27 protein-coding genes are annotated in these 26,419 nt (G+C 68.8%); 13 read left to right on the top strand and 14 right to left on the bottom strand.

Annotated features, from left to right (window positions below; all coding sequences use genetic code 11):
- Positions 1-67: 67 nt before the first annotated feature.
- Positions 68-865 carry a shikimate dehydrogenase family protein gene (locus LCM32_RS06240; protein ID WP_224820198.1) on the bottom strand — a complete coding sequence of 266 codons (798 nt, stop codon included), beginning with the start codon at positions 863-865 and terminating at the stop codon, positions 68-70.
- A gap of 101 nt (positions 866-966) precedes the next feature.
- Between LCM32_RS06240 and LCM32_RS06235 the strand changes: the two genes are divergently transcribed.
- From LCM32_RS06235 to LCM32_RS06205, 7 genes are all read left to right on the top strand, one after another.
- The gene (locus LCM32_RS06235) at positions 967-1,629 is read left to right on the top strand and encodes a GntR family transcriptional regulator (protein WP_224820197.1); all 663 of its coding nucleotides are present in this window, start codon (positions 967-969) and stop codon (positions 1,627-1,629) included.
- A gap of 26 nt (positions 1,630-1,655) precedes the next feature.
- Positions 1,656-2,678, top strand: a complete 1,023-nt coding sequence (locus LCM32_RS06230; protein ID WP_224820196.1) for an ABC transporter substrate-binding protein — start codon at positions 1,656-1,658, stop codon at positions 2,676-2,678.
- A gap of 60 nt (positions 2,679-2,738) precedes the next feature.
- Positions 2,739-3,506, top strand: coding sequence for an ABC transporter ATP-binding protein (locus LCM32_RS06225; protein ID WP_224820195.1), 768 nt, complete (start codon positions 2,739-2,741; stop codon positions 3,504-3,506).
- Positions 3,499-4,335, top strand: a complete 837-nt coding sequence (locus LCM32_RS06220; RefSeq protein WP_412070666.1) for an ABC transporter permease — start codon at positions 3,499-3,501, stop codon at positions 4,333-4,335. The genes LCM32_RS06225 and LCM32_RS06220 overlap by 8 nt, the downstream gene beginning before the upstream one ends.
- A complete protein-coding gene (locus LCM32_RS06215; protein WP_224820194.1) occupies positions 4,332-5,540 on the top strand; it encodes an FAD-dependent oxidoreductase in 1,209 nt (402 codons plus the stop codon). Before LCM32_RS06220 ends, LCM32_RS06215 begins: the two co-directional genes overlap by 4 nt.
- A gap of 167 nt (positions 5,541-5,707) precedes the next feature.
- Positions 5,708-6,856 carry a M20 aminoacylase family protein gene (locus LCM32_RS06210; RefSeq protein WP_224820193.1) on the top strand — a complete coding sequence of 383 codons (1,149 nt, stop codon included), beginning with the start codon at positions 5,708-5,710 and terminating at the stop codon, positions 6,854-6,856.
- A 124-nt stretch (positions 6,857-6,980) separates the two neighbouring features.
- Positions 6,981-7,322 (top strand): zinc ribbon domain-containing protein YjdM, encoded by a 342-nt coding sequence (locus LCM32_RS06205; RefSeq protein ID WP_224820192.1) that lies wholly within the window; start codon positions 6,981-6,983, stop codon positions 7,320-7,322.
- A 101-nt stretch (positions 7,323-7,423) separates the two neighbouring features.
- Here the strand turns inward: LCM32_RS06205 and LCM32_RS06200 are convergent, their stop codons facing one another.
- The 3 genes from LCM32_RS06200 to LCM32_RS06190 form a co-directional block, all read right to left on the bottom strand.
- The gene (locus LCM32_RS06200) at positions 7,424-8,125 is read right to left on the bottom strand and encodes a tellurite resistance TerB family protein (protein WP_224820191.1); all 702 of its coding nucleotides are present in this window, start codon (positions 8,123-8,125) and stop codon (positions 7,424-7,426) included.
- A 185-nt stretch (positions 8,126-8,310) separates the two neighbouring features.
- Positions 8,311-8,691, bottom strand: a complete 381-nt coding sequence (locus LCM32_RS06195; RefSeq protein WP_224820190.1) for a RidA family protein — start codon at positions 8,689-8,691, stop codon at positions 8,311-8,313.
- A 110-nt stretch (positions 8,692-8,801) separates the two neighbouring features.
- Positions 8,802-10,379 (bottom strand): GMC family oxidoreductase, encoded by a 1,578-nt coding sequence (locus tag LCM32_RS06190; protein ID WP_224820189.1) that lies wholly within the window; start codon positions 10,377-10,379, stop codon positions 8,802-8,804.
- Positions 10,380-10,702: 323 nt separating this feature from the next.
- On the opposite strand from LCM32_RS06190, the gene LCM32_RS06185 reads away from it, so the two are divergent.
- A complete protein-coding gene (locus LCM32_RS06185; RefSeq protein ID WP_263618105.1) occupies positions 10,703-11,983 on the top strand; it encodes a D-serine ammonia-lyase in 1,281 nt (426 codons plus the stop codon).
- Between the two features lie 78 nt (positions 11,984-12,061).
- Here the strand turns inward: LCM32_RS06185 and LCM32_RS06180 are convergent, their stop codons facing one another.
- Positions 12,062-12,457: a VOC family protein gene (locus LCM32_RS06180; RefSeq protein WP_224820187.1), complete on the bottom strand. Its 396-nt coding sequence runs from the start codon at positions 12,455-12,457 to the stop codon at positions 12,062-12,064.
- Between the two features lie 161 nt (positions 12,458-12,618).
- On the opposite strand from LCM32_RS06180, the gene LCM32_RS06175 reads away from it, so the two are divergent.
- A complete protein-coding gene (locus LCM32_RS06175; protein WP_224820186.1) occupies positions 12,619-13,560 on the top strand; it encodes a DMT family transporter in 942 nt (313 codons plus the stop codon).
- Between the two features lie 18 nt (positions 13,561-13,578).
- On the opposite strand, the gene LCM32_RS06170 is transcribed toward LCM32_RS06175, so the two are convergent.
- Positions 13,579-13,875: a cupin domain-containing protein gene (locus tag LCM32_RS06170; RefSeq protein ID WP_222489513.1), complete on the bottom strand. Its 297-nt coding sequence runs from the start codon at positions 13,873-13,875 to the stop codon at positions 13,579-13,581.
- Positions 13,876-14,031: 156 nt separating this feature from the next.
- The gene (locus tag LCM32_RS06165; protein ID WP_224820185.1) at positions 14,032-14,907 is read right to left on the bottom strand and encodes a LysR family transcriptional regulator; all 876 of its coding nucleotides are present in this window, start codon (positions 14,905-14,907) and stop codon (positions 14,032-14,034) included.
- A gap of 86 nt (positions 14,908-14,993) precedes the next feature.
- On the opposite strand from LCM32_RS06165, the gene LCM32_RS06160 reads away from it, so the two are divergent.
- The gene (locus LCM32_RS06160; protein WP_224820184.1) at positions 14,994-15,677 is read left to right on the top strand and encodes a class I SAM-dependent methyltransferase; all 684 of its coding nucleotides are present in this window, start codon (positions 14,994-14,996) and stop codon (positions 15,675-15,677) included.
- A 253-nt stretch (positions 15,678-15,930) separates the two neighbouring features.
- On the top strand, positions 15,931-16,725 hold the full coding sequence (locus LCM32_RS06155) for a DUF6635 family protein (protein WP_224820183.1): 795 nt from the start codon (positions 15,931-15,933) through the stop codon (positions 16,723-16,725).
- 83 nt (positions 16,726-16,808) lie between these two features.
- Here the strand turns inward: LCM32_RS06155 and LCM32_RS06150 are convergent, their stop codons facing one another.
- The 6 genes from LCM32_RS06150 to LCM32_RS06125 form a co-directional block, all read right to left on the bottom strand.
- Positions 16,809-17,582: a MetQ/NlpA family ABC transporter substrate-binding protein gene (locus LCM32_RS06150; RefSeq protein WP_224820182.1), complete on the bottom strand. Its 774-nt coding sequence runs from the start codon at positions 17,580-17,582 to the stop codon at positions 16,809-16,811.
- Between the two features lie 44 nt (positions 17,583-17,626).
- Positions 17,627-18,301, bottom strand: a complete 675-nt coding sequence (locus tag LCM32_RS06145) for a methionine ABC transporter permease (protein WP_224820181.1) — start codon at positions 18,299-18,301, stop codon at positions 17,627-17,629.
- Positions 18,291-19,352, bottom strand: a complete 1,062-nt coding sequence (locus LCM32_RS06140; protein WP_224820180.1) for a methionine ABC transporter ATP-binding protein — start codon at positions 19,350-19,352, stop codon at positions 18,291-18,293. Before LCM32_RS06140 ends, LCM32_RS06145 begins: the two co-directional genes overlap by 11 nt.
- A gap of 279 nt (positions 19,353-19,631) precedes the next feature.
- Entirely contained in the window at positions 19,632-20,750 is a 1,119-nt protein-coding gene (locus LCM32_RS06135; protein WP_224820179.1) for an amidohydrolase, read from the bottom strand.
- A 23-nt stretch (positions 20,751-20,773) separates the two neighbouring features.
- Entirely contained in the window at positions 20,774-21,994 is a 1,221-nt protein-coding gene (locus tag LCM32_RS06130) for a Zn-dependent hydrolase (RefSeq protein ID WP_224820178.1), read from the bottom strand.
- Positions 21,991-23,181 carry a diaminopropionate ammonia-lyase gene (locus tag LCM32_RS06125; RefSeq protein WP_224820177.1) on the bottom strand — a complete coding sequence of 397 codons (1,191 nt, stop codon included), beginning with the start codon at positions 23,179-23,181 and terminating at the stop codon, positions 21,991-21,993. The genes LCM32_RS06130 and LCM32_RS06125 overlap by 4 nt, the downstream gene beginning before the upstream one ends.
- 113 nt (positions 23,182-23,294) lie before the next feature.
- Here LCM32_RS06125 and LCM32_RS06120 point away from each other — a divergent pair, with 113 nt between their 5' ends.
- Positions 23,295-23,762 carry an Lrp/AsnC family transcriptional regulator gene (locus tag LCM32_RS06120; RefSeq protein WP_224820176.1) on the top strand — a complete coding sequence of 156 codons (468 nt, stop codon included), beginning with the start codon at positions 23,295-23,297 and terminating at the stop codon, positions 23,760-23,762.
- 284 nt (positions 23,763-24,046) lie between these two features.
- Here LCM32_RS06120 and LCM32_RS06115 read toward each other — a convergent pair whose 3' ends face one another.
- Entirely contained in the window at positions 24,047-24,670 is a 624-nt protein-coding gene (locus LCM32_RS06115; RefSeq protein WP_224820175.1) for an SOS response-associated peptidase, read from the bottom strand.
- A gap of 193 nt (positions 24,671-24,863) precedes the next feature.
- Between LCM32_RS06115 and LCM32_RS06110 the strand changes: the two genes are divergently transcribed.
- Positions 24,864-26,156 carry an amidohydrolase family protein gene (locus LCM32_RS06110; RefSeq protein ID WP_224820174.1) on the top strand — a complete coding sequence of 431 codons (1,293 nt, stop codon included), beginning with the start codon at positions 24,864-24,866 and terminating at the stop codon, positions 26,154-26,156.
- The last annotated feature ends 263 nt before the right edge of the window (positions 26,157-26,419 follow it).

Below are 26,419 nucleotides of genomic sequence, written 5' to 3'. Positions count from 1 at the left end.
CCGCCGCTTGTGCACTAAAACAGGGCCCGCCATGCAGATGGCGGGCCCTTTGCCTTGGTGCGGCGGATCAGCCCGCCAGCGGCCGGTCGAGGATGAAGGACAGCTGCGCCGCGACCTGACCTTCGCCCATGGCAGCGCCGTCCACCACGGGCGTGCCAAGGGCGGCAGCCCGCCGGGTCATCACGGTCTGGCCTGCGGGGCCGACGATGTCGCAGACGAAGGCCGCCGATTGCAGCTCCGCATCCGTGAAGGGCAGGGTGTCCGTCTCCTTCAGCCCCAGCGTGGTGGCATTCACCTGCACATCCACGGGGCTGTCGGGGGCCAGCAGGGCGACGCGCGGCCAATGCGTCACCAGCAGGTCCATCACCGCATCCAGCCGCGCCGGGTCCGCCTCGGCCAATACCAGCGCGGTGACCCCGGCCTCGCAGAAGGCATCCACGATGGCGAGGCCCGCGCCGCCGCCCGCGCCCACGATGCGCGCGCTGCGGCCCGCAAGGTCATGACCCGCCGCCGCGATCGCCGCGCAGAGCGCCAGCCCGTCGGTCGCATCGCCCGTGAGGCTGCCATCGGCCCCCCGCCGCAAGGTGTTCAGCGCGCCCAGCCGGTCTGCCCGGTCGGTGCGGCTGTCGACCTCGTCGAAGGCCGGCTGCTTGTGCGGGAAGGTGATCGAACAGCCCAGCATCGTCTCGGAGCTGCGCAGCAGCGTCCAGAAGGCGGGCAGCGCCTCGGGCGTCACGTCGAGGGCCGTCATGACGGCGTCGACTCGCTCCTCCGCCAGTCGGGCATTGATCGCGGGCGGCGAGACGACCTTCCACGCCGGATGGCCGATGATCGGAATATATTTCGTTTTTCCAGTGATTTGCATGGCGTTCCTCCCCCTCGCTGCAGGGCAGCGTATTTCCCTAGTTGACAGGATTGTGTCGCATGTTCCAAAAATATCCAACATTTTCAAGAACCGGGTATGAAATGCTCTTCGGCCGACAAACATCCGATGACGACACGATCGTGCAGATGCTTGCCTCCGCGTTGAAGCGCGACATTGCCTTTGGCCGTCTGCGCCCGGATGAGAAGCTCAAGATCGAAGCCCTGCGCCAACGCTACGGCGGCTCGGGCCATTCCATGCGCGAGACGCTGCGGATGCTGGTGGCGGAGGGCGTGGTGGAGGCCACGAACCAACGCGGCTTCCGGGTGACCTCGGCCACCGCCGATGACCTGAAGGACATCCTGCTGATGCGGATCGAGGTGGAACGCCTGGCGTTCTCCCGGTCGCTGGAGCAGGGCGGCGTGGACTGGGAGGCGGCGGTGATCGCCTCGGGCCACATGCTCGCCCGTGCGGATGCGGCGGTGCAGGAGAGCCCCGACGACACCACCGCGCTGCAATGGGACGAGGCCTGCCGTGCCTTCACGGCGGCGCTGCTTTCGGCCTGCGGCTCGCCCCGCCTGATCGAGACGGCGGACAGGTTCTACAATCAGTCGCGCCGGTTCCGGCTGGCGCTGCTGCGCGAAGGGCGGGTCGATTTCCCCGCACGTGCCGCCCGGCAAGAGGCTCTTCTGGATGCGATTATCCAGCGTAAAAGAGACCTTGCCCTTGCCCTGCAGGAGGAGGACATAAGGGCGGACCTAACCTGACTTCAGATTTTTTGGGAGGAGACTACATGACTAAATTCAATCGTCGCCAGACGCTGGGCCTGATGGGCGCAGCGGCGGCCACCAGCCTTGCCGCACCGGCACTGGCGCAGAACCGCAAGGCCGTGGTGGGTGCCATGAGCCTGACCAGCCACTCGGGCAGCTTCATCGCGCTGCAGCGGGGCTACTTCGAGCAGGCGGGCCTCGACGTCGAACTCAAGTTCTTCGAAGCGGCACAGCCCATGGCCGTCGCGATCGCCTCGGGCGACGTGGACTTCGGCGTCACCGCCATCACCGGCGGTCTGATCAACCTCGCCCAGAAGGGCGCAGTCACGGTCATCGGCGGCGCGCTGTCGGAAGAGCCCGGCATCGACGGCCAGATGTACCTCGCCTCGGACAAGGCGTTCCAGGACGGGCTGACCTCGATCGAGGGCCTTGCCGGCCGTCGCTTCGGCGTGACCACCGCGGGCTCCTCGTTCCACTACATGGGCGCCAAGGCGGCGATGCACGCGGGCGTCGATGCGCCGGAATTCGTGCCGCTGCAGAAGGTCGGGGCCATCGTCGGCGCGCTCAAGTCGGGCCAGGTCGATGCCTGGGCCATCGTGCCCCACATCGCCAAGGCGCTGGCCGGGTCGCCGGAAGTCCACGCCATCGGCATGGTCGCGGACGTGGTGCCGAACTACCAGGTGACCACGGTCTTCACCTCGCAGAAGAACGCGGGCAACGAGCGCGGCCTGACCGAGAGCTTCCTCAAGGGCTTCGGCATGGGCGTCAGCGACTACAACGCCACCATGGTCGACAAGACGAACGGGGACGAGGCCATCCAGGAGATGGTCAAGATCATCCACCAGTACGTCTATTCCGACCGTGAGTTCGAGAAGGCCGCGCCGTCGATCATCAACGGCTCGATGCGTCTCAACGAGGGCGCCGCGCTGAACACCGCCTCGGTGGCGGATCAGCTGGCGTGGATGCAGTCCGAAGGGCTGATCTCCAACGACATCACCCTCGATACCTTCGTGGACACCAGCTACGTCGAAACCATCGACGCCTGACGTCCGAACGACCCCGCGGGGCGGCCCTGTGCCGTCCCGCAAACCCTCAGTGAGTTCCCCATGGATATCCGACTAGACGGCATCAGCCATTACTATGGCGAGACCGAGGTATTGCGTGACATCACGCTCGACGTGCCCTCCGGGCAGATCGTCTGCCTCGTCGGCCCCTCCGGTTGCGGCAAGTCCACGCTGCTGCGTTTCATCGGCGGGCTGGAGCGCCCCACCAAGGGTGCCGTGCTCCAGATGGGCCAGCCGCCCGAAGGCTGCCTCAACCCGCTGACCTACGTCTTCCAGGATTTCGCGCTGCTGCCCTGGCGCTCGGTGCGCGGGAACATCTCGCTGGTGCTGGAGGATCACGGCATCCGCGGCGCGAAGGCCGACAAGATCATCGCCGACGTGCTGGCCCGCACCAAGCTGTCCGACTTTGCCAAGGCGCTGCCCAAGCAGCTGTCGGGCGGGATGAAGCAGCGGGTGGCCATTGCCCGCGCCCTCGCGGTGAACCCCGCTGTGATGCTGATGGACGAGCCGCTTTCCGCGCTCGACAGCCAGACCCGCGAACTGCTGATGGATGACCTGATCGCGCTCTGGGACCGGCAGCCCTTCACCGCCGTCTACGTCACGCACAACCTGAACGAGGCGGTCCGCCTCGGGCACAAGATCGTGGTGCTTTCGCGCCGCCCGGGTGCGATCCGCGAGGTGGTCGAGATCGACCGCCCCCTGACCGAGCGCAGCTTTGCCGACGCCGATCTGGAACGCACCCAGAAACACCTTTGGACACTCATGCGCGAAGAGGCGCGTGCCGCAGATGAGGAGCTGCTTGATGTCTGACGCGACCCTTCATTCGGCCCCGCCACCGGCTGCGGCCCCCAACGAGGCCATGGAAATCCGCTTCCGTGGCGGTGGCTTCGTCGCCAAGCCGCACCGCTGGATGGCGCCCATCGTCTTCGTCGTCCTGATCGCCTTCATCGAGATCGGCACCCGCAGCGGGTTCATCTCCTCGCTGACGCTGCCGCGCCCCTCGGACGTGCTGGCGACGCTGGTGCAGCTCTACAAGTCCGGCCAGCTCTTCGAGCATCTGGTGCCCTCGCTGACCCGTCTGGCGGTCGGCGCCTCGCTGGGGGCCATCGTCGGCATCTCGGTCGGCGTGATGATCGGGCTTTTCTCCTATGTCCGCGCGGGCCTCGTGCCGCTGGTGGCGGCGATCTTCCCGATCCCCAAGATCGCGCTGCTGCCGCTCTTCGTGATCTGGTTCGGCATCGACGAATCCTCGAAATATGCGCTGATCGCCTTCGGCACCTTCACCCCCACCGTCGTCGCCACCTACGGCGCGGTGGACAACGTGGACCGCTCGCTGATCCGCATGGGGCAGAGCTTCGGCCTGTCGTGGTTCTCCATCGTGCGCAAGATCGTGCTGCCCGGCGCCATGCCCGGCATCCTCTCGGGGCTGCGGATCTCGCTGGCCATCGCCATCATCCTGCTGGTCGCGGCGGAAATGCTGGGCGCGCAGCACGGCATCGGGGCCTATATCCTCGAAGCAGGCTCGCTCTATGACCTCGAACGGCTCTTCGCCGGCGTGGTGATCCTCTCGCTGCTCGGCGTGATCACCTCGGGCGCCATCGGGCTGATCGAACGCCGTGTGCTGGGGTGGCGGACATGAGCCGCAAACCCGAAAGCGCATACGACGTGATCGTCGCCGGGGGCGGGGCAGGTGGTATCGGTGCGGCGCTCGGCGCTGCCGCCGAGGGCGCCAAGGTCCTTCTGGTGGAGAAATACGGCTTCCTCGGCGGGGCGGCCACCACCTCGCAGGTTCTGGCCTACTGCGGCTTCTTCCAGCAGGGGCCGGACCCGATCAAGGCCGTGGGCGGCGTCGCCGACCTGCTGCTCGATGAGCTGCGTGCCCTCGGCCTCGACTGCGAACCGTTCAAGTCGCCCACCACCTCCAACTGGATCATCCTGCTGGAGCCGGAAGCGGTGAAACTCGCCATGGACCGGGTGCTGGCCAAGAACGGGGTGGAGGTGCTGCTGCACACCCGCATCGCCGCCGTCACCCGCACCGCCTCGCGGCTGGAGAGCGCCACGCTTGCGGGCATGGACGGACGTCAGCGGGTCACGGCAGAGGCCTTCGTGGATGCCACGGGCGATGCCAACCTCTCGCTCGTCGCGGGCCAGCCCTGCCGCACCGGCAATGCCGAGGGCAAGTTGCAGGCGGTCTCGGCCCCGGTGCGGATCGGTGGGCGCGACATGTCGGTGCCCATCGACCGGGACGCGATCATCGCGGCCTTCAGCGAATATAACAAGACTGGCGCCTATCCCACGGCGCGGGAGGATGGCGGCATCTTCACCATCGTGCCCCGCACCGGCGAGATGTGGTGGATGATGTTCGACCATCCCATGGCCGATCTCTCCTCCCGCAGCTTCAGCGAGGCAGAGCGCGCCTCGCGCGAGGCGGCGCATGACTACGTCGAAGTGCTGCGCGAGAAGGTTCCGGGGTTCCAGAACGCCTACCTCGTCCAGACCGGGCCGCAGATCGGCATCCGCGAAAGCCGCCACCCCGTCGCGCGCTACGAGCTGACGGGAGAGGACCTCAAGACCGGCCGCCGCCGTCCCGATGGCGTGGCCCGCGCCGCCTGGCCGATGGAGGATCACTCCGTCGCGGGCAAGCCGGTCTACCACCCGATCGGGGGCGAGGGCTTTGCCGATATCCCGCTCGACTGCCTGCGCGCCAAGGGGCTCGACAACCTCTATTTCGCGGGCCGGGTGATCGGCGCGGACGACATGGCCTATGCCTCGATCCGGGTCATGGGCACTGCCTTCGCCACCGGCGAGGCGGCGGGCCGCGCGGCCTATCGCAACGAACAGTAAGGACCTGCCTTTTCCGCAGGCAGCCCCCGTGCCCCCGCAAGGGCGCGGGGGCTTTCGCGTTTGAGGGGAGTGGACGCTGCCGCGGGATGCGTTAAACCTGCGCCTGACACGCATGTGCCCGCCGCAGGCAACACCGGGCGGGCCTCACGGCAAGAGGAGCCTCGCCCATGTCCCTCATGGAAAAAATCCGCAGCTATCAGGATGAGCTGACCGCCATCCGCCGCGACATCCACGCCCACCCCGAACTGGGGTTGCAGGAGCACCGCACCGCGGCGCTGGTGGCGGAAAAGCTGGAAAGCTGGGGCATCGAGGTGCATCGCGGCATCGGCCAGACCGGCGTCGTGGGCGTGCTGCAGGGCCGTCCGGGCAACCGCGCCGTGGGCCTGCGTGCCGATATGGACGCGCTGCCCATCGAGGAGGAGAACGACGTTCCCTACCGCTCGACCGTGCCCGGCGTGATGCATGCCTGCGGCCATGACGGCCACACCACCATGCTGCTCGGCGCGGCCAAGTACCTCGCCGAGACGAAGAACTTCGACGGCACCGTCTACTTCATCTTCCAGCCCGCCGAGGAAGGCGTGGGCGGCGCGCTTGCCATGCTGGAGGACAAGCTGTTCGAGAAATTCCCCTGCGACAGCGTCTATGGCCTGCACAACCGGCCCAACATGCCGGTGGGTGAGTTCGGCATCTGCGACGGTCCGGCCATGGCGGGCGGCGCCTTCTTCGACGTGAAGGTGACCGGCGTCGGCGCCCATGGCGCGCAGCCGCAGGCGGGGATCGATCCCGTGGTGGCCGCCTGCCATATCGCCACGGCCGCGCAATCCATCGTGTCGCGCAACGTGCTGCCGGGCCAGCCGGCCGTGCTGTCGATCACCAAGATCGCGGGCGGCGACGCCTATAACGTCATCCCCAACACCGCCACCATGGGCGGCACCGCGCGGTTCTTCAAACGCGAGATCGGCGAGCAGCTGGAGACCCAGTTCCGCAAGGTGGCCGAGGGCGTGGCCGCGGGCCTCGGCTGCACGGTCGAGGTGGACTGGCGCCTGATCTTCGCCCCCACCATCAATGCCGAGGCCGAGACCGAGGACAGCGCCGCCGCCGCGGTGGACCTCGTCGGTATCGAGAAGGTCGCGCGCGGCTTCCCGGCCTCCATGGGCTCGGAAGATTTCTCCTTCATGATGGAGAAGGTGCCGGGCAGCTACATGCAGGTGGGCAACGGGCCGGGCTTCAACCCGCACCACCCCAAGTATATGTTCAACGACGAGACGATCCCCTACGGCGTCGGCCTCTACGCCCGCATCGTCGAACGCGGCTGATCGCGACTGCGGTGACCGCACGGGCCGCCCGTGCCGTCGCCGCCCTGCGCCAGAACGTCGCCCCGGCCCGGCCGGGGCGTTTTTCATATGGTCAGGGGGCAGGGCGCTGCCTAAAGGCTGGGGCATGAGTGATACCCTGCCGCCGTGCCCCGAATGCGCCTCCACCTATGTCTATCAGGTCGACGCGCTGCTGATCTGCCCCGAGTGCGGGCATGAATTCTCCGCCACCGCGAGCGAGGAGGAGGGCCCGCAGGTGCGCGACAGCGTCGGCAACCCGTTGGCGGACGGCGACACGGTGACGGTGATCAAGGACCTGAAGGTCAAGGGCTCGTCGCTGGTGGTGAAGGTCGGCACCAAGGTGCGCGGCATCCGTCTGGTGGACGGCGATCACGACATCGACTGCAAGATCCCCGGCATCGGCCAGATGGGGCTGAAGTCGGAATTCGTGAAGAAGGTCTCCGAGTAAGCGGACCTTAGGCGAAACCCCCGCGGGCCGCTTCTGCGGTGCGGGGGCTCTGGCGCGGGGGATGGCCCGCGCGGGGGCGGCCTTCTGCCGCCCGCAAAGGGTCAGCCTGCGGCCTGACGGCGGGCGGCCTGTGCCTCCAGATCGAGGTGACCGCGCAGGCCCTCGGGCATCTGCAGCGCCCCGGCGAGGCTTTCGAGATACTGCTGCTCTTCCGGCGTGTCCGGGTCGATCGACAGCGCGGAGGCAAGGTAGATCTCCGCCCGCTGCTCGGTCGTGCGCGCCAGACGGGCCACGGCCACCGGATCGGCGGGGGCCGCGAAATAGTCGAAGAGCGCGGATTTCTCGGCCGATCCCAGCCCGAGGTTGCCGATCTGCTCGTGGATGCGGGCGTGTTCCTCCTGATCGATGTGACCGTCGGACTTGGCCGCGGCGATCATCGCCTTCATCAGCGCCAGTCGGAAATCCTCGCCGCCCGCGTCGTGGTCGTTCTCCACGTCGAAGCCGCTGTCGGCGGGGGGCTTGGGCAGGTTCAGCGGCTCGGCCTCGGTGCCCGAGGTCTTCTTGGCCTGCCAGTCGGAATAGGCCTTGTAGGCCAGCCCGCCGACCACGGCCATGCCGCCGATCTTCAGCGCCTTGCCACCCAGCTTGCGGCCCTTCTTGCTGCCCAGAAGCAGCGCCGCGAGGCCCCCGGCAGCGGCCCCGCCCAGCAGACCGTCGGGAAGACCCCCGGATTTGCCGGAGGCAGGCCGTTTCTGGCCGCCGCCCGATCCGAGAAACCCTTCGAGAAGTCTGTTCACGTCCATGTCACGCCTCGCTCCATTGTTCTCGAACGAGGTATGGAGGGGGCGGGGCCCCTTCAAGGCCGCATCACGATCCGTTCAGACGCGCGTCATCCGGGGCGGCGGAGGGCCGCCGTGAGGGGATCGTGACGACGCCAGACAGGGGCCACGATGGGCGCAGGCTGCCCAATGCCTTTGGGCGCCGGGGGTCAGCGCTTGGCGATCAGGTCGATCTCGACCAATGCGTCATAGGCCAGCCCGGTGACGCCGACACAGGTCCGCGCCGGGCGGCGATCCTCGGGGAACCAGCTGGCATAGGTCTCGTTCATGGCGGCGTAGTCGCGCTTGAACTCCGTCAGGTAGACCCGGCACATCAGGACGTTCTCCCAGCCAAGGCCGATGCCCGCCATGATCGTCTGGAGGTTCGTCATCACGTTGTTGGTCTGCGCCACGATCCCGTCCGGCAGGACGCCGGGGGCCTCGGGCGTGTCGGGCATCTGGCCGGTGATGCAGATCAGCCCGTCGCTCTCGACCGCATGGCTGAAGGGGGCCACCGGCGTCGTGCCATGGGCGATCATGTGGTACTTCATCGGGGTATCCTTGCAGTCTGTGCAGCCGGGTGTCCGGGCCAGTCTAGCCCGCCCGGTGAGGGCCTGTCACCTCTGGACCTGCCGCCGGAAAGCGACGGCAGGGCAGGGGATTAGCGCGCGCTCTTCATCTTGTCGGCCAGCCATTCCCCGATCATGACGCAGGTCATGTGGGTATTGGCGCGGCAGTCCATCGGCATGATCGAGGCATCGGCCACCCGCAGCCCCGGCACGCCCTTCACGGTCAGGTCGGGGTTCACCACGCCGGTGGGATCGGCATAGGCGCTCATCCGGCAGGTGCCCGCGGCGTGCTGGATGTCGGTCGCATTCTCCAGCATCCATGTGTCGAGGGCGTCATCCGGCAGCGCCACGGCCTCCTCCAGCGTCAGGGCGGTGTCGCCCATGGTGAAGCTCTCGGCGATCTCCGCCAGCCCGGGCTGTTGCGAGAGCGCATACGCGCGGCGCACCCCGTCGCGGAGACGGACGCGGTCGCGCGGATCGGCCAGCATGTTCTCTTCGATCTGGGGATCGGCCTCGGGGGCGGCGGAGGTCAGCGTGACGGCCCCGCGCGAGAAGGCATCGTAAAGCCCGATCCCGATGGCGCCGAAATCGTTCGGCGCATCCGTCCCGTCGATGTTGCGGTGGTTGAAGCCGATCATGATCATGTCGCGCACGCCGCCCTCGCCAAGACCCGAGGAATAGGTCAGGCAGCTGTTGGTGTGGCGCTGGTCGGGATCGGTGGTGCGGTGCTCGGGCTTTAGGGTGATCTTCACCCGGATCACGGGGTGATCCATGAAATGCCGGCCCACATCTGGCATCTCGCGCAGGCAGGCGATGCCGTGGTCGCGCAGGTGCATCGACGGCCCGAGGCCCGAGCGCATCAGGATCGCAGGCGAATGCACGGCGCCCGCGCAGAGCACGATTTCGCCCGCCCGGAACACCTGCCACTCACCGCCCACCTTGGCGCGCAACCCGGTGGCGCGGCCGTCCTCCAGCACGACCTTGTCGACGAGCGCCCCGCCGAGGATGGTCAGGTTCTCCCGTTCCCGCGCCGGTTCGAGGTAGCCGTCATTGGTGGTGATCCGTTTCAGCCCGCGGCTGTTGATCGGGTAGTTGGAGAAGCCTTCGCCCTCGGGTGCGTTCAGGTCGCGGTTCAGCGGATAGCCCGCGGCCAGCGAGGCATCGCGCAGCCCCTTGTCCACCGGGCCCCACGTCTCCTCGGGCGCGCGGTAGATCGGGATCGGCCCGCCCTGACCGTGGTAGTTGCTCTGTGCCATCTCCGGGTCGTCTTCCATTCGGGCGAAGAGCGGCAGCACATCCTTGGCGCCCCAGCCCTCGCAGCCGATCGCCTCCCATGCGTCGAAGGCCGCGCCGACGCCCCAGATGGCGATCTGCGCGTTGACGAGGGAGGAGCCGCCAAGCCCGCGCCCGCGCCAGTAATGCTTGGGCTCCTGCGCGGCGGTGCGGCGGCTTTGCACGCCGGGCCATTGCCACTCCTGCTGGTGGCCGGGCTGGTGCATGAAGGGCATGATATTGGCAGAACGCGCGGCCTCTGGCGCCTCGTCGGCGCGCCAGTCGCGGCCCGCCTCCAGCAGCAGCACCCGGATCGACGGGTCCTCGCTCAGCCGCCCGGCCAGAGCCGCCCCGGCCGAACCAGCCCCCACCACGATCACGTCATAGATGTCCGTCATTGTCGTCGCCCATTCCTGTCTTGCGCTGCGCCTCCCGTCGCGGCTTCAAGACAAGGCAAGCGGCGCGGAAGGTCCATGGTCGATTGTCGTCAATATCCGGTGTCCCGTTGATTTCCCGTCCTTTCACCCGTCGGGGCGCGTAAATTTGCGGCGTTTCCTCTTTGGGTTGTGCCGCGCCCAATGCGCCACCGTCCGTCCCTACGGGATCAACCGGGGGGCGACGTTTCGGGGGATAAATGGTTGCAGTGGCGGCCCAACCCCGGCAGAGGGGGAAGGGAATGCCCGGCGAGGCTCCGCGCCGGAGGAATGACAGGAAGTCCGCGATGTCCGATGCTCTTCTCGAGGCCCTCGGGGCCGCCCGCCCGCTGGTCTGGTCCAACCCCGATTATCGCCCCGCAGAGGATCCGCAGGCCCAGGCCGAGCTGAAGATCGCGCTGGCCGACTGGGACGCGGCGGCGGGCCTTCTGGCTGCGCTCTTCCCCGAAACCGGGCCTGAGGGTCGCATCCGTTCGCGCCTCGTCCCCGTGCCTCAGGGCGTGCTGCCCGCAGGCGTGCCCGGCAGCGTTTTCATGAAGGCCGACAATGACCTGCCGGTCGCAGGCTCCGTCAAGGCGCGCGGCGGCCTCTTCGAGGTGGTGACCACCGCCATCGCACAGGCCCGCGAGGCCGGTCTGCTGGCCGAGGGCGAAGACGCTGCCAAGCTGGCCAGCCCCGAGCTGCGGGATTTCTTCCGCGCGCGCACCATGTCCGTGGGCTCCACCGGGAACCTCGGCCTGAGCGTCGGCATCACCGCCCGGGCGCTCGGCTATCGGGCCGTGGTGCATATGTCGGCGGATGCCAAGGCCTGGAAGGTCAAGCGCCTGACCGACCTCGGCGTCAGCGTGATCCAGCACGCCAGCGATTACACCGCCGCCGTGGCTGCCGCCCGTGACGCGGCCGCCCTCGATCCGCTGTGCCACTTCGTCGATGACGAGGACAGCCCGACGCTCTTCCGGGGCTACAGCGCCTCGGCCGCCGAACTGGCCGAGGAACTGGCCGCGCAGGGCATCGAGATCGGGCCGGAGCGTCCGCTGATGGTCTACCTGCCCTGCGGGGTGGGCGGTGCCCCCGGTGGCACGGCGCAGGGCCTGCGGGCGGTCTTCGGGGCGAACGCGCATGGCTTCTTCTGCGAGCCGGTGCAGGCGCCCTCGGGCCTCGTGCGGCTGGCCTACAAGGGCAAGTACAAGACGGTCTACGACGTGGGCCTGACCAACAAGACCGAGGCCGACGGCATGGCCGTTGCGACCTTCTCGGACTTCGTGGCGGGCCGGATGGAAGAGCGCCTCGCCGGGGCCTTCACCGTGGGCGACGACACGCTGTTCACCTACCTGCTGAAGGCCCACGACCAGATGGGCGAGAAGCTGGAGCCCTCCGCGGCTTCCGCCTTCCGCGGGCCGGAGATGGTGATGCTCTCCGACGACGCGGCGGGCTTCCGGGCGCAGCATCTGGCCGGCGTCGATCCGGCGCAGGTGGTGCATGTGGTCTGGGCCACCGGCGGGCGTTTCGTGCCCGAGGCGCAGTACTCTGCCTTCGTCACCGAGGCGCGGAAACTGGCGCTGGTCTGATCCGACAGGGCTGATCCGGTGGCGATGCGGCCCAGGTGATCCGGCAGCGCCTGCGCGCCGCCGGATCACGTCTTGCCGTCACTTGTAGCGGCCGCCGCGCTCCAGCACTTCGATCTGGTAGCCGTCGGGATCGGCGACGAAGAAGAACTTCGCGATCACCTCGCCCGCAGGCGCAAAGCTGACCAGCTTGCGCGGGTTCAGGCCTGCGGCCTCGAACCGGGCGTGTTCCGCCTCCAGATCCTCCACCGACACGGCAAGGTGGCCATAGCCGTCGCCAAGGTCATAGGGCTCGGTCCGGTCCTTGTTGATGGTCAGCTCAAGCTCGAACTCGCTCTCCGGGTTGCTCAGGTAGACGAGGGTGAACTCCGGGAAATCCAGCCGGTCGGCGATCTCCAGTCCGAAGGCCTCGCGGTAGAAGGCAAGCGAACGCGCCTCGTCGAGAACGCGGATCATGCTGTGAATGGTCTTGGCCAAGTCTGTCTCCTTCTGGGGCCGTCAGGTCGCGGGCAGACTAGGACAGCGCCGCGCCGGGCGGTAGGGGCGGCGTGCAGGCCTTGCCCGGCCGACGCGCGCCCGCCGCGCATTGACGCCCCGGATGCAATCGCTAGACCGGAGGCGCTGACCCCGGAGCCGCCATGCCAGACCCCCAGACCCACGCGCAGATATCCCAGCCCGACAGCGGGCTGATCCTCGGCGCTGTCTTCTGTCTACTCGCGGCCACCGCATGGGGGACCACCGGCACGGCGGCGACCTTTGCGCCCGATGTGCCCGCCGTGGCCATCGGGGCTGCGGCCATGGGCTTTGGCGGGCTGTTGCAGGCGCTCATGGCGGCGGGCGGCATCCGGCGTCACGCGGCTTCGCTGAAGGCGCAGCTACCGCTCCTGCTGGCGGGGGGCCTCTCAGTCATGATCTATCCGCTGGCGTTCTATGCCTCCATGCGGCTGGCGGGGGTGACCATCGGCACGGTGATCTCCATCGGCTCCGCGCCGCTGATCTCGGCCCTGATCGAGAACCGCTTCGACGGTATCCGCCTGACCCTGCGCTGGACCTCCGGCGCGGCCATCGGCATCGCGGGCATGGCCCTGCTGGCCCTGGCCGAGGGCACGGGCGAGGTGATCCCGGAGAACGTGCCGCTCGGCGTGCTGCTGGGGTTGGTGGCGGGGGCGACCTATGCCCATTACTCCTGGGCCGCGCGGCGGATGATGCAGCGGGGCCTCCCGTCGCGCACGGCCATGGGCGCGATGCTGGGGGTGGGCGCGGCGCTGCTGATGCCGGTGCTGCTGGCCACGGGCGCGCCCTTCCTCGCCTCCACGCAAAACCTCGCCGTGGGGCTCTACATGGCGCTGGTGCCGATGTTCCTGGGCTACATCGCCTTCGGCGCGGGGCTGGCACGGGTGACGACCAGCATGGCGACGACGATCACGCTGTTCGAGCCGGTGGTGGCGGCGGTGCTGGCGGTGCTGGTGGTGGGAGAGCGGCTGCCCGCCATGGGCTGGACGGGCGTCGGGCTGATCATCGCCTGCCTGCTCTGGACCACCGCGCCCCTGCCGAAACGGCGGGCGCGGCGGAGGGTGTGAGGGGGCGCGTGCCTGACCTCAGTCCTTCAGTTCGACCTCGATGAAGGAGAGCATCCCCGGACCGGGATTGAAGACGTCATGTTCGATCCCCATGCCGCGGGCATAGGTGTCTCCGGCCTTCACCTCGCGCTCGATCACCTCGCCGTTCTGCTCATAGGCCATCTTGGCGTCGGTCAGGATGACGATGACGTAATCCATCTCGTGCTTGTGCCAGCCGGTGGTGTTGCCGGGGGCGAAATCCCAGCGGGTCACGCGGGTGCGGGCATCATCCACCAACTGGGTGGGCGTCGCGGGGCCGGTGCTGTCGAAGGGCATGGAACATCTCCTCTACTGATTATCGGCGCCACGTTAGCCCCGGCGCGGGCAGGGGCCAGAGGCATCTGAAGCGGATCGGCGCAAGGTTTCCAATACGGTGTAGAATTGCCACGCCCCGCCGCGGGGGAGGCGCGCGAGGTGTGCTCTGGGGCGCGGTCAGGCCGCCCCCAGACCCTCCGACAGCATGTCGAGCACCAGCTTGATCCGCGGGCTGGCCTGCAGCCCTTCGTGGCTGACCAGCCAGAGCGGCACCGGGATCGTCACCCCGGGCCAGAGCGGCAGAAGCTGCGGGTCATCGGCCACGATCTCGTCGAGGAAGGGGGCCACGCCCATGCCGCGCCGTACCATCTCCAGCACCACGAGCGAGGAGTTGGAGACGAGGCGGAAGTCCTCTGCCGCGATGCGGAACCCAAGGCCGTTGAGATAGGCGACCAGCCGTCCGGTGTCGTCGAAGCCGATGAGGGCACCGGCGAGCAGATCGGCCGGGGAGGCGGGCACGCCGTGGCGCAGGACCCAGTCGCGCGAGGCATAGAACCGCGCCCGGCTGCCGCGCAGCTCGCGCCCGCTGAGGCCCGCGCGATCCGGGGCGGCGTGGCGCAGGGCGATGTCGGCCTCCATCCCGTGCAGGTCGCTCAGGCTGTTCTGGGACCAGAGTTCCAGCACCAGCCCCGGCGCGGCGGCCCGGATCGTCTCCAGCAGGGCAGGCATCAGGAAGGTCGCCACCGTGTCAGAGGCCGAGATCCGCACCCGCCCGGTCATGTCCTGCAACCGCCCGCTGGCGGCCAATGCGACCGCCTGCGCCGCATCGCCCATGGGGCCGACATGGTCCAGCAGGGCGCGCCCGGTCTCGGTCAGGACCAGCCGCTTGCCGATCCGTTCGAAGAGCGCGACGCCGAGGGCCTCTTCCAGCGCCTGCACCTGCCGCGAGAGCGTGGGCTGCGTCAGCCGCAACGCCCGCGCCCCCGCAGAGAGCGAGCCATGGGTGGCGGTGGCGTGAAAGGCGCGAAGCAGGTTCCAATCGGGTGTGATCATGCGAATGCGTATATCATGCCTGCGAATTTCCGCAATTTACCGATTATCTGCATATGGCTATTCCGGGCGGTGAAAGGAGACCCCCGATGACAGCCTCGACCACCGCCCCCATGATGCCCACGGTCATGACCTCCGCCCCCGAGACCCGCGATGCCCGCTTCTGGGACCGGCTTTCCGCCCGCTACGCCCGCCAGCCGGTGGCCGATCCCGTGGCCTATGCACGGACGCTGGAACGGACGCGCGGCTACCTGCATGCCCGGACGCGGGTGCTGGAACTGGGCTGCGGCACCGGCTCCACTGCGCTGCAACTGGCGGGCGACGTGGCCGAATATATCGCCACCGACCTCTCGCCCGAGATGATCCGCATCGGCAATCAGCGGCTGGCCGAAAGCCCGGTGCCGGGGCTCTCCTTCGAGGCGGGCACCGTGCAGGACATGGCGCAGGAGGGGCCCTTCGACGTGATCCTCGGGTTCAACTACCTGCATCTCGTGCGCGATCTGCCGGGCACGCTGGCGGTGATCTCCAAGCTGCTGGCGCCGGGCGGGGTCTTCATCTCCAAGACGCCCTGCCTGCGCGAGATGAACCCGCTGATCCGGGGCCTCGTCATCCCGGTGATGCAGGCCGTGGGCAAGGCGCCCCATGTCGCCTCCTTCAGCGTGGCCGGGCTGGAGGATGCGCTGCATGACGCCGATTTCGCGCTGGAGTTGACCGAGAACCACGCCGGCAAGGGCGATGATCACCGCCCCTTCGTGGTGGCGCGTCCCTGGTAAGAGCGGCCCGCGCCGGGGGACCCAAGCCCCCGGCGCGGGAGAGGTAAGCCCGGGCCGTGGACCCCAAGCCCCCGGAGCGCGAGAGGGCGGCCCGGCGATCCGTGCCGCCCACCACTCATGTCCCATCCGGCCGCCCCATCGGCGAAAAGGCGCGGCCGTCACCTGCCGTCAACCAGACCATCGCAGGATGGCCCTCGACCTCGGACCGGGGAGGGACCAGAGTGGGCCTGCGATGCCAGAACCCGACCAGACCGTGACAGAGACCCGCCAGACGGCGACCCGCCGCTTTGCCCGCCGCCGCTTCGGCCCGCTGGGCACGCTGCGACTGCACCGCGCCGCCCTTGGCGCAGACCTGCTGCGCGCACCGCTGAACGTGGTGCTGGCGCCGCTCTACCTCGTGGTGCGGCTGCTGGCGCTCGGCCTCTCGGCGCTTGGCCTGAAACGCGCGGGCCGCTGGCTGGCGGCGCGGCGGATGATGCTGGAAACCAGCGTCGCGGCGCGGGTGAAAACGGACGTCCTGACGATGATCGAGGGGCTGGGCCCTGCGCGCCCCGCAGCGCCCGCCGCAGCGGTGGAGCTGGCCGTGCGCGACTATGCCGAGGTGCGCAATGCCGTGGCCGAGATCACGACGACGCTGATCGTGCTCTGCGCCGGGCTGCTGGTCTTCCATGCCGCGACGCCGGGCGTCCTGTCACTGGCCGCGCCGGTGGCCGAGATGCGCACGCAGGCCTACTTGATCGATAATTTTCCGCTCGGCCAATGGGCCGGGGGGCTGTGGTATGGCGTCTTCCCGGCGCGCCCCAGCGGGCTGGAGGTGCTGCTGACCGGGGTGGTGCTGGCGCTTTCCGCTTCGCTGGTGACCACCTTTGCGGGGCTCATCGCCGATCCGCTGCAGGTGCTGACCGGCACCCACCGCCGCCGGCTGATGCGGCTTCTCGACCGGCTCGACCGGGCGGGCGAGGGCGGGCTGGCGCGGGAACATGTGGCGGCGCGGATGGGCGATCTGTCGGACATGGCGCTCAGCCTCTGGCGCAGTCTGAAGGGCTGACCCACCGCAGCAACAGCAAAAAGGCCGCGCCCGGATGTCCCCGGCGCGGCCTTTCGTCTTCAATCCCCAGAGGGATCAGCGGCTTACCAGCTGGTCAGCACGGTGCCGTTGTACTTGTCCTCGATGAACTTCTTCACCTCGGGCGAGTGGTAGGCGTCCACCAGCGGCTTGACCCAATCCGCGTTCTCCTCGCCCTTGCGGACGACGATGATGTTCACGTAGGGGCTGTCGGTTTCGGTGGCGATGGCATCGTTCACCGGGTCGAGGCCCGAGGCGATGGCGTAGTTGGTGTTGATCATCGCCGCGTCGAGGTCATCCAGCGAGCGGGGCAGCTGTGCCGCGTCGAGTTCCTGGATCTTGATCTTGCGGGGGTTCTCGGTGATGTCGAGCACCGTCGGCACGAGGCCAACGCCATCGGCCAGCTTCAGCAGGCCCTTCTGTTGCAGCACCAGCAGGGCGCGGCCGCCGTTGGTCGGGTCGTTCGGGATGCCGATGGTGGAACCGTCGGGGATCTCCTCGGGCGATTTGAATTCGTTCGAGTAGAGGCTCATCGGCGTGTTGATGGTGGTGCCCACTTCGACGAGGTCGAAGCCGCGGTCGGCCATCTGGCGCTCGAGGTAGGGACGGTGCTGGAAGCTGTTGGCCTCGATGTCGCCATCGGCGAGCGCCTGGTTCGGCACCACGTAGTCGGAGAATTCGACCACGTCGATGTTCAGGCCGTCCTTGGCCGCGACCTTGGCGACTTCTTCCATGATTTCGCCGTGCTGGCCGGGGGAGACACCGACGCGGATGTCGGTGGCAAGCGCGGTGGTGGCCGTCAGCGCGAGGGCCGAGGTGAGGGTGATCAGACGCAGCATGGGAGGTCTCCTTCTAGCGATGCGTGTGAGAAAGGGGCGGGGCCTCAACGGCCCCGGTTGCGCGGTGCCCGCTTGTCGACGCGCCGGGCGAGGAATTCGCCCGCGGTCTGGACCAGCTGCACCATGACGATGAGGATGACGACCACGGCCAGCATGACCGAGGGCATGAACCGCTGATAGCCGTAGCGGATGCCGAGATCGCCCAGGCCCTCGCCGCCCACGGCGCCGACCATGGCCGAGTAGCCGATCAGCGACACCACGGCGAGTGTGAGGCCAAGGGTGATCCCCGGCAGGGCCTCGGGGATCAGCACCTTGCGGATGATCTGCATCGGCGTCGCGCCCATGGCGCGGGCCGCTTCGATCAGCCCGCTGTCGACCTCGCGGATCGCATTCTCGACCAGGCGGCCGATGAAGGGGATCGCGGCGATGGTCAGCGGCACGATGGCCGCCGTGGTGCCGATCGAGGTGCCCGCGATGAAGCGCGTCACCGGGATGATCGAGACGACGAGGATGATGAAGGGCACCGAACGGGTCGCGTTCACGATGACCCCCAGCACCTTGTTCACGAGGGGCGCCGAGAGCAGCTCTCCGCGTTGCGAACAGGCAAGGAAGACGCCGATGGGGATACCGAAGACGGCCCCGATCACGGTGGCAACGGCGACCATGTAGACGGTCTGCCAGGTCGCTTCCATCAGCATGTTGATGAGATTAGCCGACATAGCCCAGGACCTCCGTACGCTGATCATGGTTTTGCAGGTAGGCCCGCGCCTCGTCGGCGCGCGTGGCATCGACCGAGATCAGCAGGTTGCCGAAGGGCCTTGTGCCGATCTCCTCGATGGCACCGGCCAGGATGTTGACCTGAAGGCCCAGCTCCTCGCTCATCCGCGCCAGCAGCGGGTCGGTTGCGTTCTCGCCCACGAAGGTGATGCGGATCACCTCGCGTGCGGGGCCGGTGGGGCGGGTCGCGCTCATCTGGTCCGCGATGAAGCGCGGCAGGGTGACGCCGGTCACGCCCGAGAGGAACGACCGCGTCGTCGCATGTTGCGGCGCGGTGAAGATGTCGTAGGTCGCGCCCTGTTCGACGATCCGGCCGCCGTCGATCACCGCCACGTGGGAGGCGATGTCGCGCACCACGGCCATTTCGTGGGTGATCAGCAGGATCGTCAGCCCGAGGTCGCGGTTGATGTCGGCCAGCAGGTCGAGAACGGTCTGCGTCGTCTCCGGGTCGAGCGCCGAGGTCGCCTCATCCGAGAGCAGCACCTTGGGCTGCGTGGCAAGCGCGCGGGCGATGCCGACACGCTGTTTCTGCCCGCCGGAGAGCTCTGCAGGATAGCGCTTTGCCAGCTGTTCCAGCCCGACGCGGGCCACGAGGTCATCGACCCGGCCCTTGATCTCGCGCGCAGGCGTGCCCGCGATTTCCAGCGGCAGGGCCACGTTCTCGTAGACCGTGCGCGAGGACAGCAGGTTGAAGTGCTGGAAGATCATGCCGACGTCGCGCCGGATGCGCCGCAGCTCGGCCGCGCCCGCGCGGCCGACGTCGTGGCCCGCCACGGTGACGGTGCCCGATGTCGGCTGTTCCAGCCCGTTGACCATCCGCAGAAGGGTCGATTTGCCCGCGCCCGACCGGCCGATGATCCCGGTGATCGTGCCGGGTTCGACGGTCAGAGACACATTCTCCAGTGCGTTGACGGTGCCGCCACCCTTCTGCGGGAAAGCCTTCCCCACGTTCTCGAAGGTGATCCCGGCACCCGTGATCTGATTTTCGGCCATCCGTATCCTGTAAACTCGTCCGGCCTCCTCCCTGTGCGGCGGTAGATAACACTCCGTGTGGGGGTTCAAGTCCCGAAAAGCAGGCAAACCGGGACAGGATGCCCGGTTTTTGCCGCAAGGGGCCGGGAATGGCGGGAATATATTCCCACCATGCGGGGATGCGAAGAATGATTTTGTGTCATCCGCGCCAATGCGAACGGACGTTCTTATTGAATTTCAGGGTGACTTTGCGGCAGGTTCGCCGCCAAAAGCGACACGATGCGTCGCTTTTGAACGATCTCAGCCCGTGGGCAGGCGTTTGCGCACGATGGCCGCGTGCAGGGCGGCCCCATGCAGCAGCGCGGCATCGGCAAAGTCGTAGGCGGGGCTGTGCAGCGGGGCCGAATCCTCGCCATTTCCGATGAAGAGGAAACAGCCCGGCACATGGGCGAGGAAGCGGGCGAAATCCTCCGATCCGGTCATCGGCTCGGGCCGCAGCGCGGCTTGGGTCGAGACCGTGGCCGCCGCCTCCAGCGCCTGCGCGGTCAGCGCCGGATCGTTCAGCGTCGGGATGAATTCGCGCCGGTAGTCCACGCGGGCCGTGATGCCATGGGAGAGGGCGATGCCCTCGGCGATGCGGCGCATCTCTTCCTCGATCCTCTGCGAGGTCCGGGGCGCGAAGCTGCGGCAGTCGCCCAGCACCCGTGCCGTGCCGGGCAGGGCGTTGCGGGTGCCATCGGTGAGCAGCTCCGTCACCGAGACGACGGCGGTCTCGGAGGGCGCCAGACGTCGGGCGACGATGGTCTGCAACTCCAGCACCAGCGCACAGGCGGGCACCATCACCTCGCGGCCCCAGTCGGGGCGCGAGGCATGGCCGCCTGCGCCGGTCAGCGTGATCTCGAAGATGTCCTCTGCCGACATGATCGCGCCCGGGCGCGTCTCGGCATGGCCCACGGGGAGGCCGGGCATGTTGTGCAGGCCATAGACCTCGTCGAAGGGGAAACGCTCCAGCAGGCCGTCGTCCAGCATGGCGAGCGCTCCTTGCCCCCATTCCTCGGCTGGCTGGAAGAGGAAGTGCACGGTGCCGTCGAACCCGCCCTCGGTCGCCAGCAGCTCCGCCGCCCCCAGCAGCATGGCGGTATGGCCGTCATGGCCGCAGGCATGCATCCGTCCGGGCGTGGCGGAGGCATGGGGCAGGCCGGTCGCCTCGGTGATCCGCAGCGCATCCATGTCGGCGCGCAGGGCGACGGCCCGGTTGCCCGTGCCGCGCCGGAGCGTGCCCACCACGCCGGTGCCGCCCACGCCCTCGACCACCTCGAGGCCCAGACCGCGCAGGGTCTCGGCCACGAAGGCGGCGGTGCGGTGCTCCTCGAAGCCTGCCTCCGGGTGGCGGTGCAGGTCGTGGCGCCAGGCGGACATCCGGGCGTGGAGGGCCTCGCGGTTCACGAGATCAGGCCCCGCGCCACGTCCAGCAGCACCTCGGCCCCGGCCACGATGTCGGCGGGGTCGGTGTCTTCCAGCGGCGAATGGCTGATCCCGCCCTTGGAGGGGACGAAGATCATCGCCGTTGGGGCGATCCGAGCCATCATCTGCGCGTCATGGCCCGCGCCCGAGGTCATCCGGCGGCAGGAGAGCTGACGCGCCCCGGCGGCGGCCTCGATGGCGGTGACGATGGCGGGGTCGAAGACCACCGGCTCGAACCGGGCGAGGCTCTGGGTGGTGACCGTGAAGCCCTCGGCCCGGATCTCGTCCAGCAGGGCGGCCAGCCCGGCCTCCAGCGCGCGCAGCGTCTCGGCATCGGGGTGGCGCAGGTCCACCGTCATCTCGGCCCGCGCGGGGATCACGTTGATCGCACCGGGGGAGAGCGAGAGCGTACCGACCGTGGCCACGCCACCATCTGAGCCGCGCGCGGCTTCCTGCAGGTGGGTCATGATCCGCGCCGCCGCCACGCCCGCGTCCAAGCGCAGGCGCATCGGCGTGGTGCCCGCGTGGTTGGCCGCGCCGGTGAGGATGATCTTCTGCCACGAGATACCCTGCAGGTTCTCCACCGCGCCAAGGCGCAGCCCCTCGGCTTCCAGCACCGGGCCTTGTTCGACGTGGAGTTCGAGGTAGGCATGGGGCGTGAGCGCCGTGGGCGGGATCTCCCCGGCATAACCGATGCGCGCCAGTTCGGCCCCCAGCGTCGCGCCGTCGGTGCCCACGGTCGCGCGGGCCTCTTCCACCGACATGTCGCCGCAGGCCACGAGGCTGCCCAGCATGTCGGGGTGGAAGCGCACGCCTTCCTCGTTGGTGAAGGCCACCACCGCCACGGGCCGCGCCGGGCGGGTAGCGGCGGCCTTCAGCGCCTCGATGACCGAGAGCCCGGCCAGCACGCCGGTGCAGCCGTCGTAGATCCCTGCGTCGATGACGCTGTCGATATGCGAGCCCATGACCAGCGGCGCGCCGGTCGCACCCTCGGGCGACCAGAGCCCGATGATATTGCCGATCTGGTCCACGCGGATCTCCAGCCCGGCCTCCTCCAGCCAGCGGCAGAAGAGATCGCGCCCGGCGCGGTCGGCATCGGTGCCCGCAAGCCGCATCAGCCGGCCCTCCGCGTCGCGGCCCGTGGCGCCCAGCTCCTCCAGCCGGGCGATCAGGCGCGTGCCGTCGAGCGCCGGGGTCATGCCGCCACCTCCGCCGGGGTCTTGCCGACGATCCGCTCGTAGAGCGCCGCATCGGTCGCGCCCTCGGTGTTGATCACCAGCACGCGGGACTGCGGCCCGAGGCCCGCAGCCTGCGCGCCTTCCGCGTCGCGCAGCAGGGTGACGAGGCCCGCAAGCCCCGCGCCGCCGCTTTCGCCCGCCACCACCGCCGGGTCGCCCGCCACCGGGGCGGCAAGGCGGCGCATGACCTCGGTCGCGGCCTCCTCGGGCACGGTCAGGAAGCCATCGGCGCAGCGTTCCAGCACCCGGAAGGCCAGCGGCGAGGGTTCATAGCATTCCAGCATCGCCATAACGGTGGGCTCATCCTCGCCCACCTTGGCCACGCGGCCCTGTTTCGCGCTCTCGAAGAGGCAGGCGGCGCGGGCGGGCTCTGCCACGATGGCGCAGGGACGGTCTTCCCCCAGCACGAGGGCAAGGTGCCCGGCCACGGCGGCGGCGAAACCGCCCACGCCCGCCTGCAGGAAGACATGGGTCGGGGGCGTGTCGAGGGCCGCCAGCGACTCGGCGATCAGCGCCACGTAACCCTGCATGACGAGGCCGGGGATCACCTCGTAATCGTCCCAGGAGGTGTCGGAGACGATGGTCCAGCCCTCGGCCTCGGAGACGCGGGCGCTTTCCACGATGCTCTCGTCATAGGTGCCGTCGACCCAGCGGATCTCGGCGCCATAGGCGGCGATGGCGTCGGCGCGGTTCTGGCTGACGCCGCCGTGCACGAAGATGACCGAGCGCGCGCCCATGAGCTGCGCGCCCTGCGCGACCGAGCGGCCGTGGTTGCCGTCCGTGGCGCAGGCGAAGGTCATGGTGGCGGCGACGGCCTTCACCGCGTCCGAGAAGAGCTCTTCGACCGCGACCTCGCGGCCCAGCCGGGCGGAGGCCTCCTCCAGCACCAGCATCATCAGCGCATAGGCCCCGCCGAGCGCCTTGAAGGAGCCGAGCCCCAGCCGCTGGCCCTCGTCCTTGAGGTGCAGCGCGCCGATGCCGAGCTCCGCCGCGAGGCCGGGCAGGGCGATCAGCGGCGTGGCGCCGCCGTTGTCGCGCAGGGCCAGCACGCGGGCGATCCGGGCGGCACCCTCGGGGCCGAGAATCGCGGCGTCGCGGGGATCGAGAGGCTGGCCATGGGCGGGCAGGCGGTTGGGCAGGTAGGTCACGCGAGGCTCCTTGAATCGGGTGGTGTCGCAAGGATATTTCGTCTCGCCCGAAAAAGGGGCTGAATTTCCGCGGGGATCGTGCAAGTTTCTTGCATCCCGATGCCCTGCGGTGAATGTCCATGACGCCTCTCGACGAATATGACCGTGCCATCCTGCGGCTTTTGCAGGAGAACAACCAGATGCCGCAGCGCGAGATCGGCGCGGCGGTGAACCTCTCGGCGCCCTCGGTGCAGCGTCGCATCCGCCGGATGGAGGCCGAAGGCGTGATCGCGGCCAACGTGGCGCAGGTCTCGGGCGAGGCGGTGGGCCTGCCGCTGACGATCATCGTAACGGTGGAGCTGGTGAGCGAGACGCCGGATGCCATCGACGCGGCCAAGCGCAGTTTCCGCGACGCGCCGGAGGTGCAGCAGTGCCATTACGTGACCGGCGAGACGGATTTCGTGCTGGTGGTCTGCGTCGCCTCGATGCCGGCTTACGAGGAGTTCACGCGCCGGGTGTTCTTCGGGTCGGGCAACGTGAAAAAGTTCCGGACGATGGTGTCGATGGACCGGGTGAAGACGGGGTTGATGCTGGAGATTTGAGGGGGGGGGTTGACGGCTGGGTGCCGCGGAATGCCGTCAGCTTGGAGCCTGTCAGCACTGGCGGAGGGGTGAAGGTCTTTGAGAACGTCTTGAAGCCCTGCTGTGCAGCCTGGGCTGTCGACTACGAAGGGCAGCGCCGCCCCAGAGGGGCGGGACGGCGCTGCCCGGCCCAAGGCCGGGCGGGACATTGCTTGAGGTTTGCGGGACATTGCTTGAGGGTTTGTGTGGGCGCGTGATGGGGAGGGGCGTCCATTCCTCTGGAAGCGGCCAATAGCCCCGGCCCCTCACTCAGCCGGTTCGATCAGCTCCGGCCCGTCGTCCTTCATGCCGAACCGCGCCACCGGGTGGTGCCGCAGCCGGGCCTCGGCCCCCAGCAGCTCCGTCTCATCCGTCCCGCCCAGCCAGGCATCGCGTTCTTCGGCGTTCAGGATCACCGGCATCCGGTGGTGGATCGCCTCCACATCCGCATTGGCCGCGCGGGTCAGGATCGTGCAGGTCAGCAGCTCGTTCCAGCGCGAGGCGAGCCCCGCAAACCAGAGCGTCTCCTCGTTGCCCGCCGCGCTGAACACATGGGGCTGCTTCGCGCCCTTCTCGCCGGTCCATTCGTAATAGGCCCCCGCCGGGATCAGGCAGCGGCCATGACGCCAGACCGCGCGAAAGGTGGGCTTCTGCGCCGCTTCCTCGATGCGGGCGTTGAAGGTCGTGGCCTTCCACTCTTTCAGCTCGCCCTTGTGCCACGAGGGCACCAGCCACCAGCGCGCGTAATAGGCCACCAGCTCGGGCTTGGCGAAGAGCAGCACGTCCTGCGTCGGCTTCACGTTGAAGCGACGGGGGATCGGGTCGATCCTCAGCTCGGAATGCTCGAACTCGGTTCCGCGCAGGTTGGGGTCTACGAAACGGCCACACATGGGAGGGAGCCTAGCGTGCGGGCGGCATTTGACCAGAGGGCAGGGCGGCCCGCATTGCCGGGTGACCACGGCGCGGGCATCCCCGGGGCCAATCCGCCCCCCGCCGTCGCGGCAGAGGTGACACCGCCCGCCGCCGCCCCTAGGGTTCGGCCTGTGTCCCCGCGAGGGACGGCGCAAGACAAGGACCCCGCCGATGTTTGACCTGCTGATCCGCAACGCCACGCTTCCCGACGGCCGTACCGGGCTCGACATCGGCATCACCGGGGGGCGGATCGCCGCCGTGGAGGCCGGGATCACCGCCGAGGCGGGCGAGGTCATCGACGCCGCCGGCCTGCTGGTCTCGCCGCCCTTCGTGGACCCGCATTTTCACATGGATGCGACGCTGTCCCTCGGGCTGCCGCGGATGAACGTCTCGGGCACGCTGCTGGAGGGGATCGCCCTCTGGGGCGAGCTGCGCCCGACGCTGACGAAGGAGGCGCTGGTGGAGCGCGCGGTGCGCTATTGCGACCTCGCCGTCTCCAAGGGGCTGATGGCGGTGCGCAGCCACGTCGATGTCTCCGACCCGCGTCTCGTCACCGTCGAGGCCCTGCTGGAGGTGCGCGAGATCGTGGCGCCCTACCTCGACCTGCAACTGGTGGCCTTCCCGCAGGATGGCTTCTACCGCTGTGCCGAGGCCGAGGCGGCGCTGACCCGTGCCCTCGACATGGGGGTCGAGATCGTGGGTGGCATCCCGCATTTCGAACGCACGATGGAGGAGGGCGCGCGCTCTGTCGCGGCGCTCTGCCGTCTGGCGGCCGAGCGGGGCCTGCGCGTGGACATGCATTGCGACGAGACCGACGATCCCCTCTCGCGCCATATCGAGACGCTGGCCGCGGAAACGATACGCCACGGGTTGCAGGGGCGCGTCGCGGGCTCGCATCTGACCTCGATGCATTCGATGGACAATTACTATGTCTCGAAGCTGCTGCCCCTGATGGCCGAGGCCGAGGTCGCCGCGATCCCGAACCCGCTGATCAACATGATGCTTCAGGGCCGTCACGACACCTATCCCAAGCGCCGCGGCCTGACCCGCATCCCCGAGATGCTGGCCACCGGCATCACCGTGGGCTTCGGGCAGGATTGCGTGCTGGACCCGTGGTATTCCATGGGCACCGGCGACCTGCTGGACGTGGCCCATATGGCGCTGCATGCGACGCAGCTAGGATCGGGCGCCGACAAGCGGGCGCTCTTTGACTGCGTCACGGTGAATTCGGCGAAGATCATGGGGCTGGAGGGCTATGGGCTCGACGTGGGTTGCCACGCGGACATGGTGCTGCTGCAGGCCAAGGACCCGGCAGAGGCGATCCGCCTGCGCCCGAACCGGCTGAAGGTGATCCGCCGCGGCAAGGTCGTGGCGCAGACCGCGCCGGAGGTCACGACGCTCGACCTGCCGGGCCGTCCCGGGCGCGTCGATCCCGCCGACTATGCGCCGCGCCACGCCTCCTGAGCCGGGGCGGAGGCGCCGGGGCCTCTGGCGTCGCGGAGGGCTGGGGGGGGGGGCGCGGCACCCGGTGCCGGGACGTCCGCTGGGTAGGGTGCCACAGCGCTCTTGACCAATTGGTCAGAAATTGCCCGAATTCAGGGCATTGGCTCTCTGGCGGCTCTCCGGTTGCTTCGACAGTGGCGGCCCGTGCTTGACAGCGCGGGCGCGCCGCGTGCCTCGTAAGCCAGAACCGCCGCCAGACGGCCAAGGAACACCCGGCCAGAACC

The organism is Pseudooceanicola nanhaiensis, assembly GCF_020171315.1.
Lineage (GTDB): Bacteria > Pseudomonadota > Alphaproteobacteria > Rhodobacterales > Rhodobacteraceae > Pseudooceanicola > Pseudooceanicola nanhaiensis_A.
This window is presented reverse-complemented; position numbering and strand designations above follow the sequence as displayed.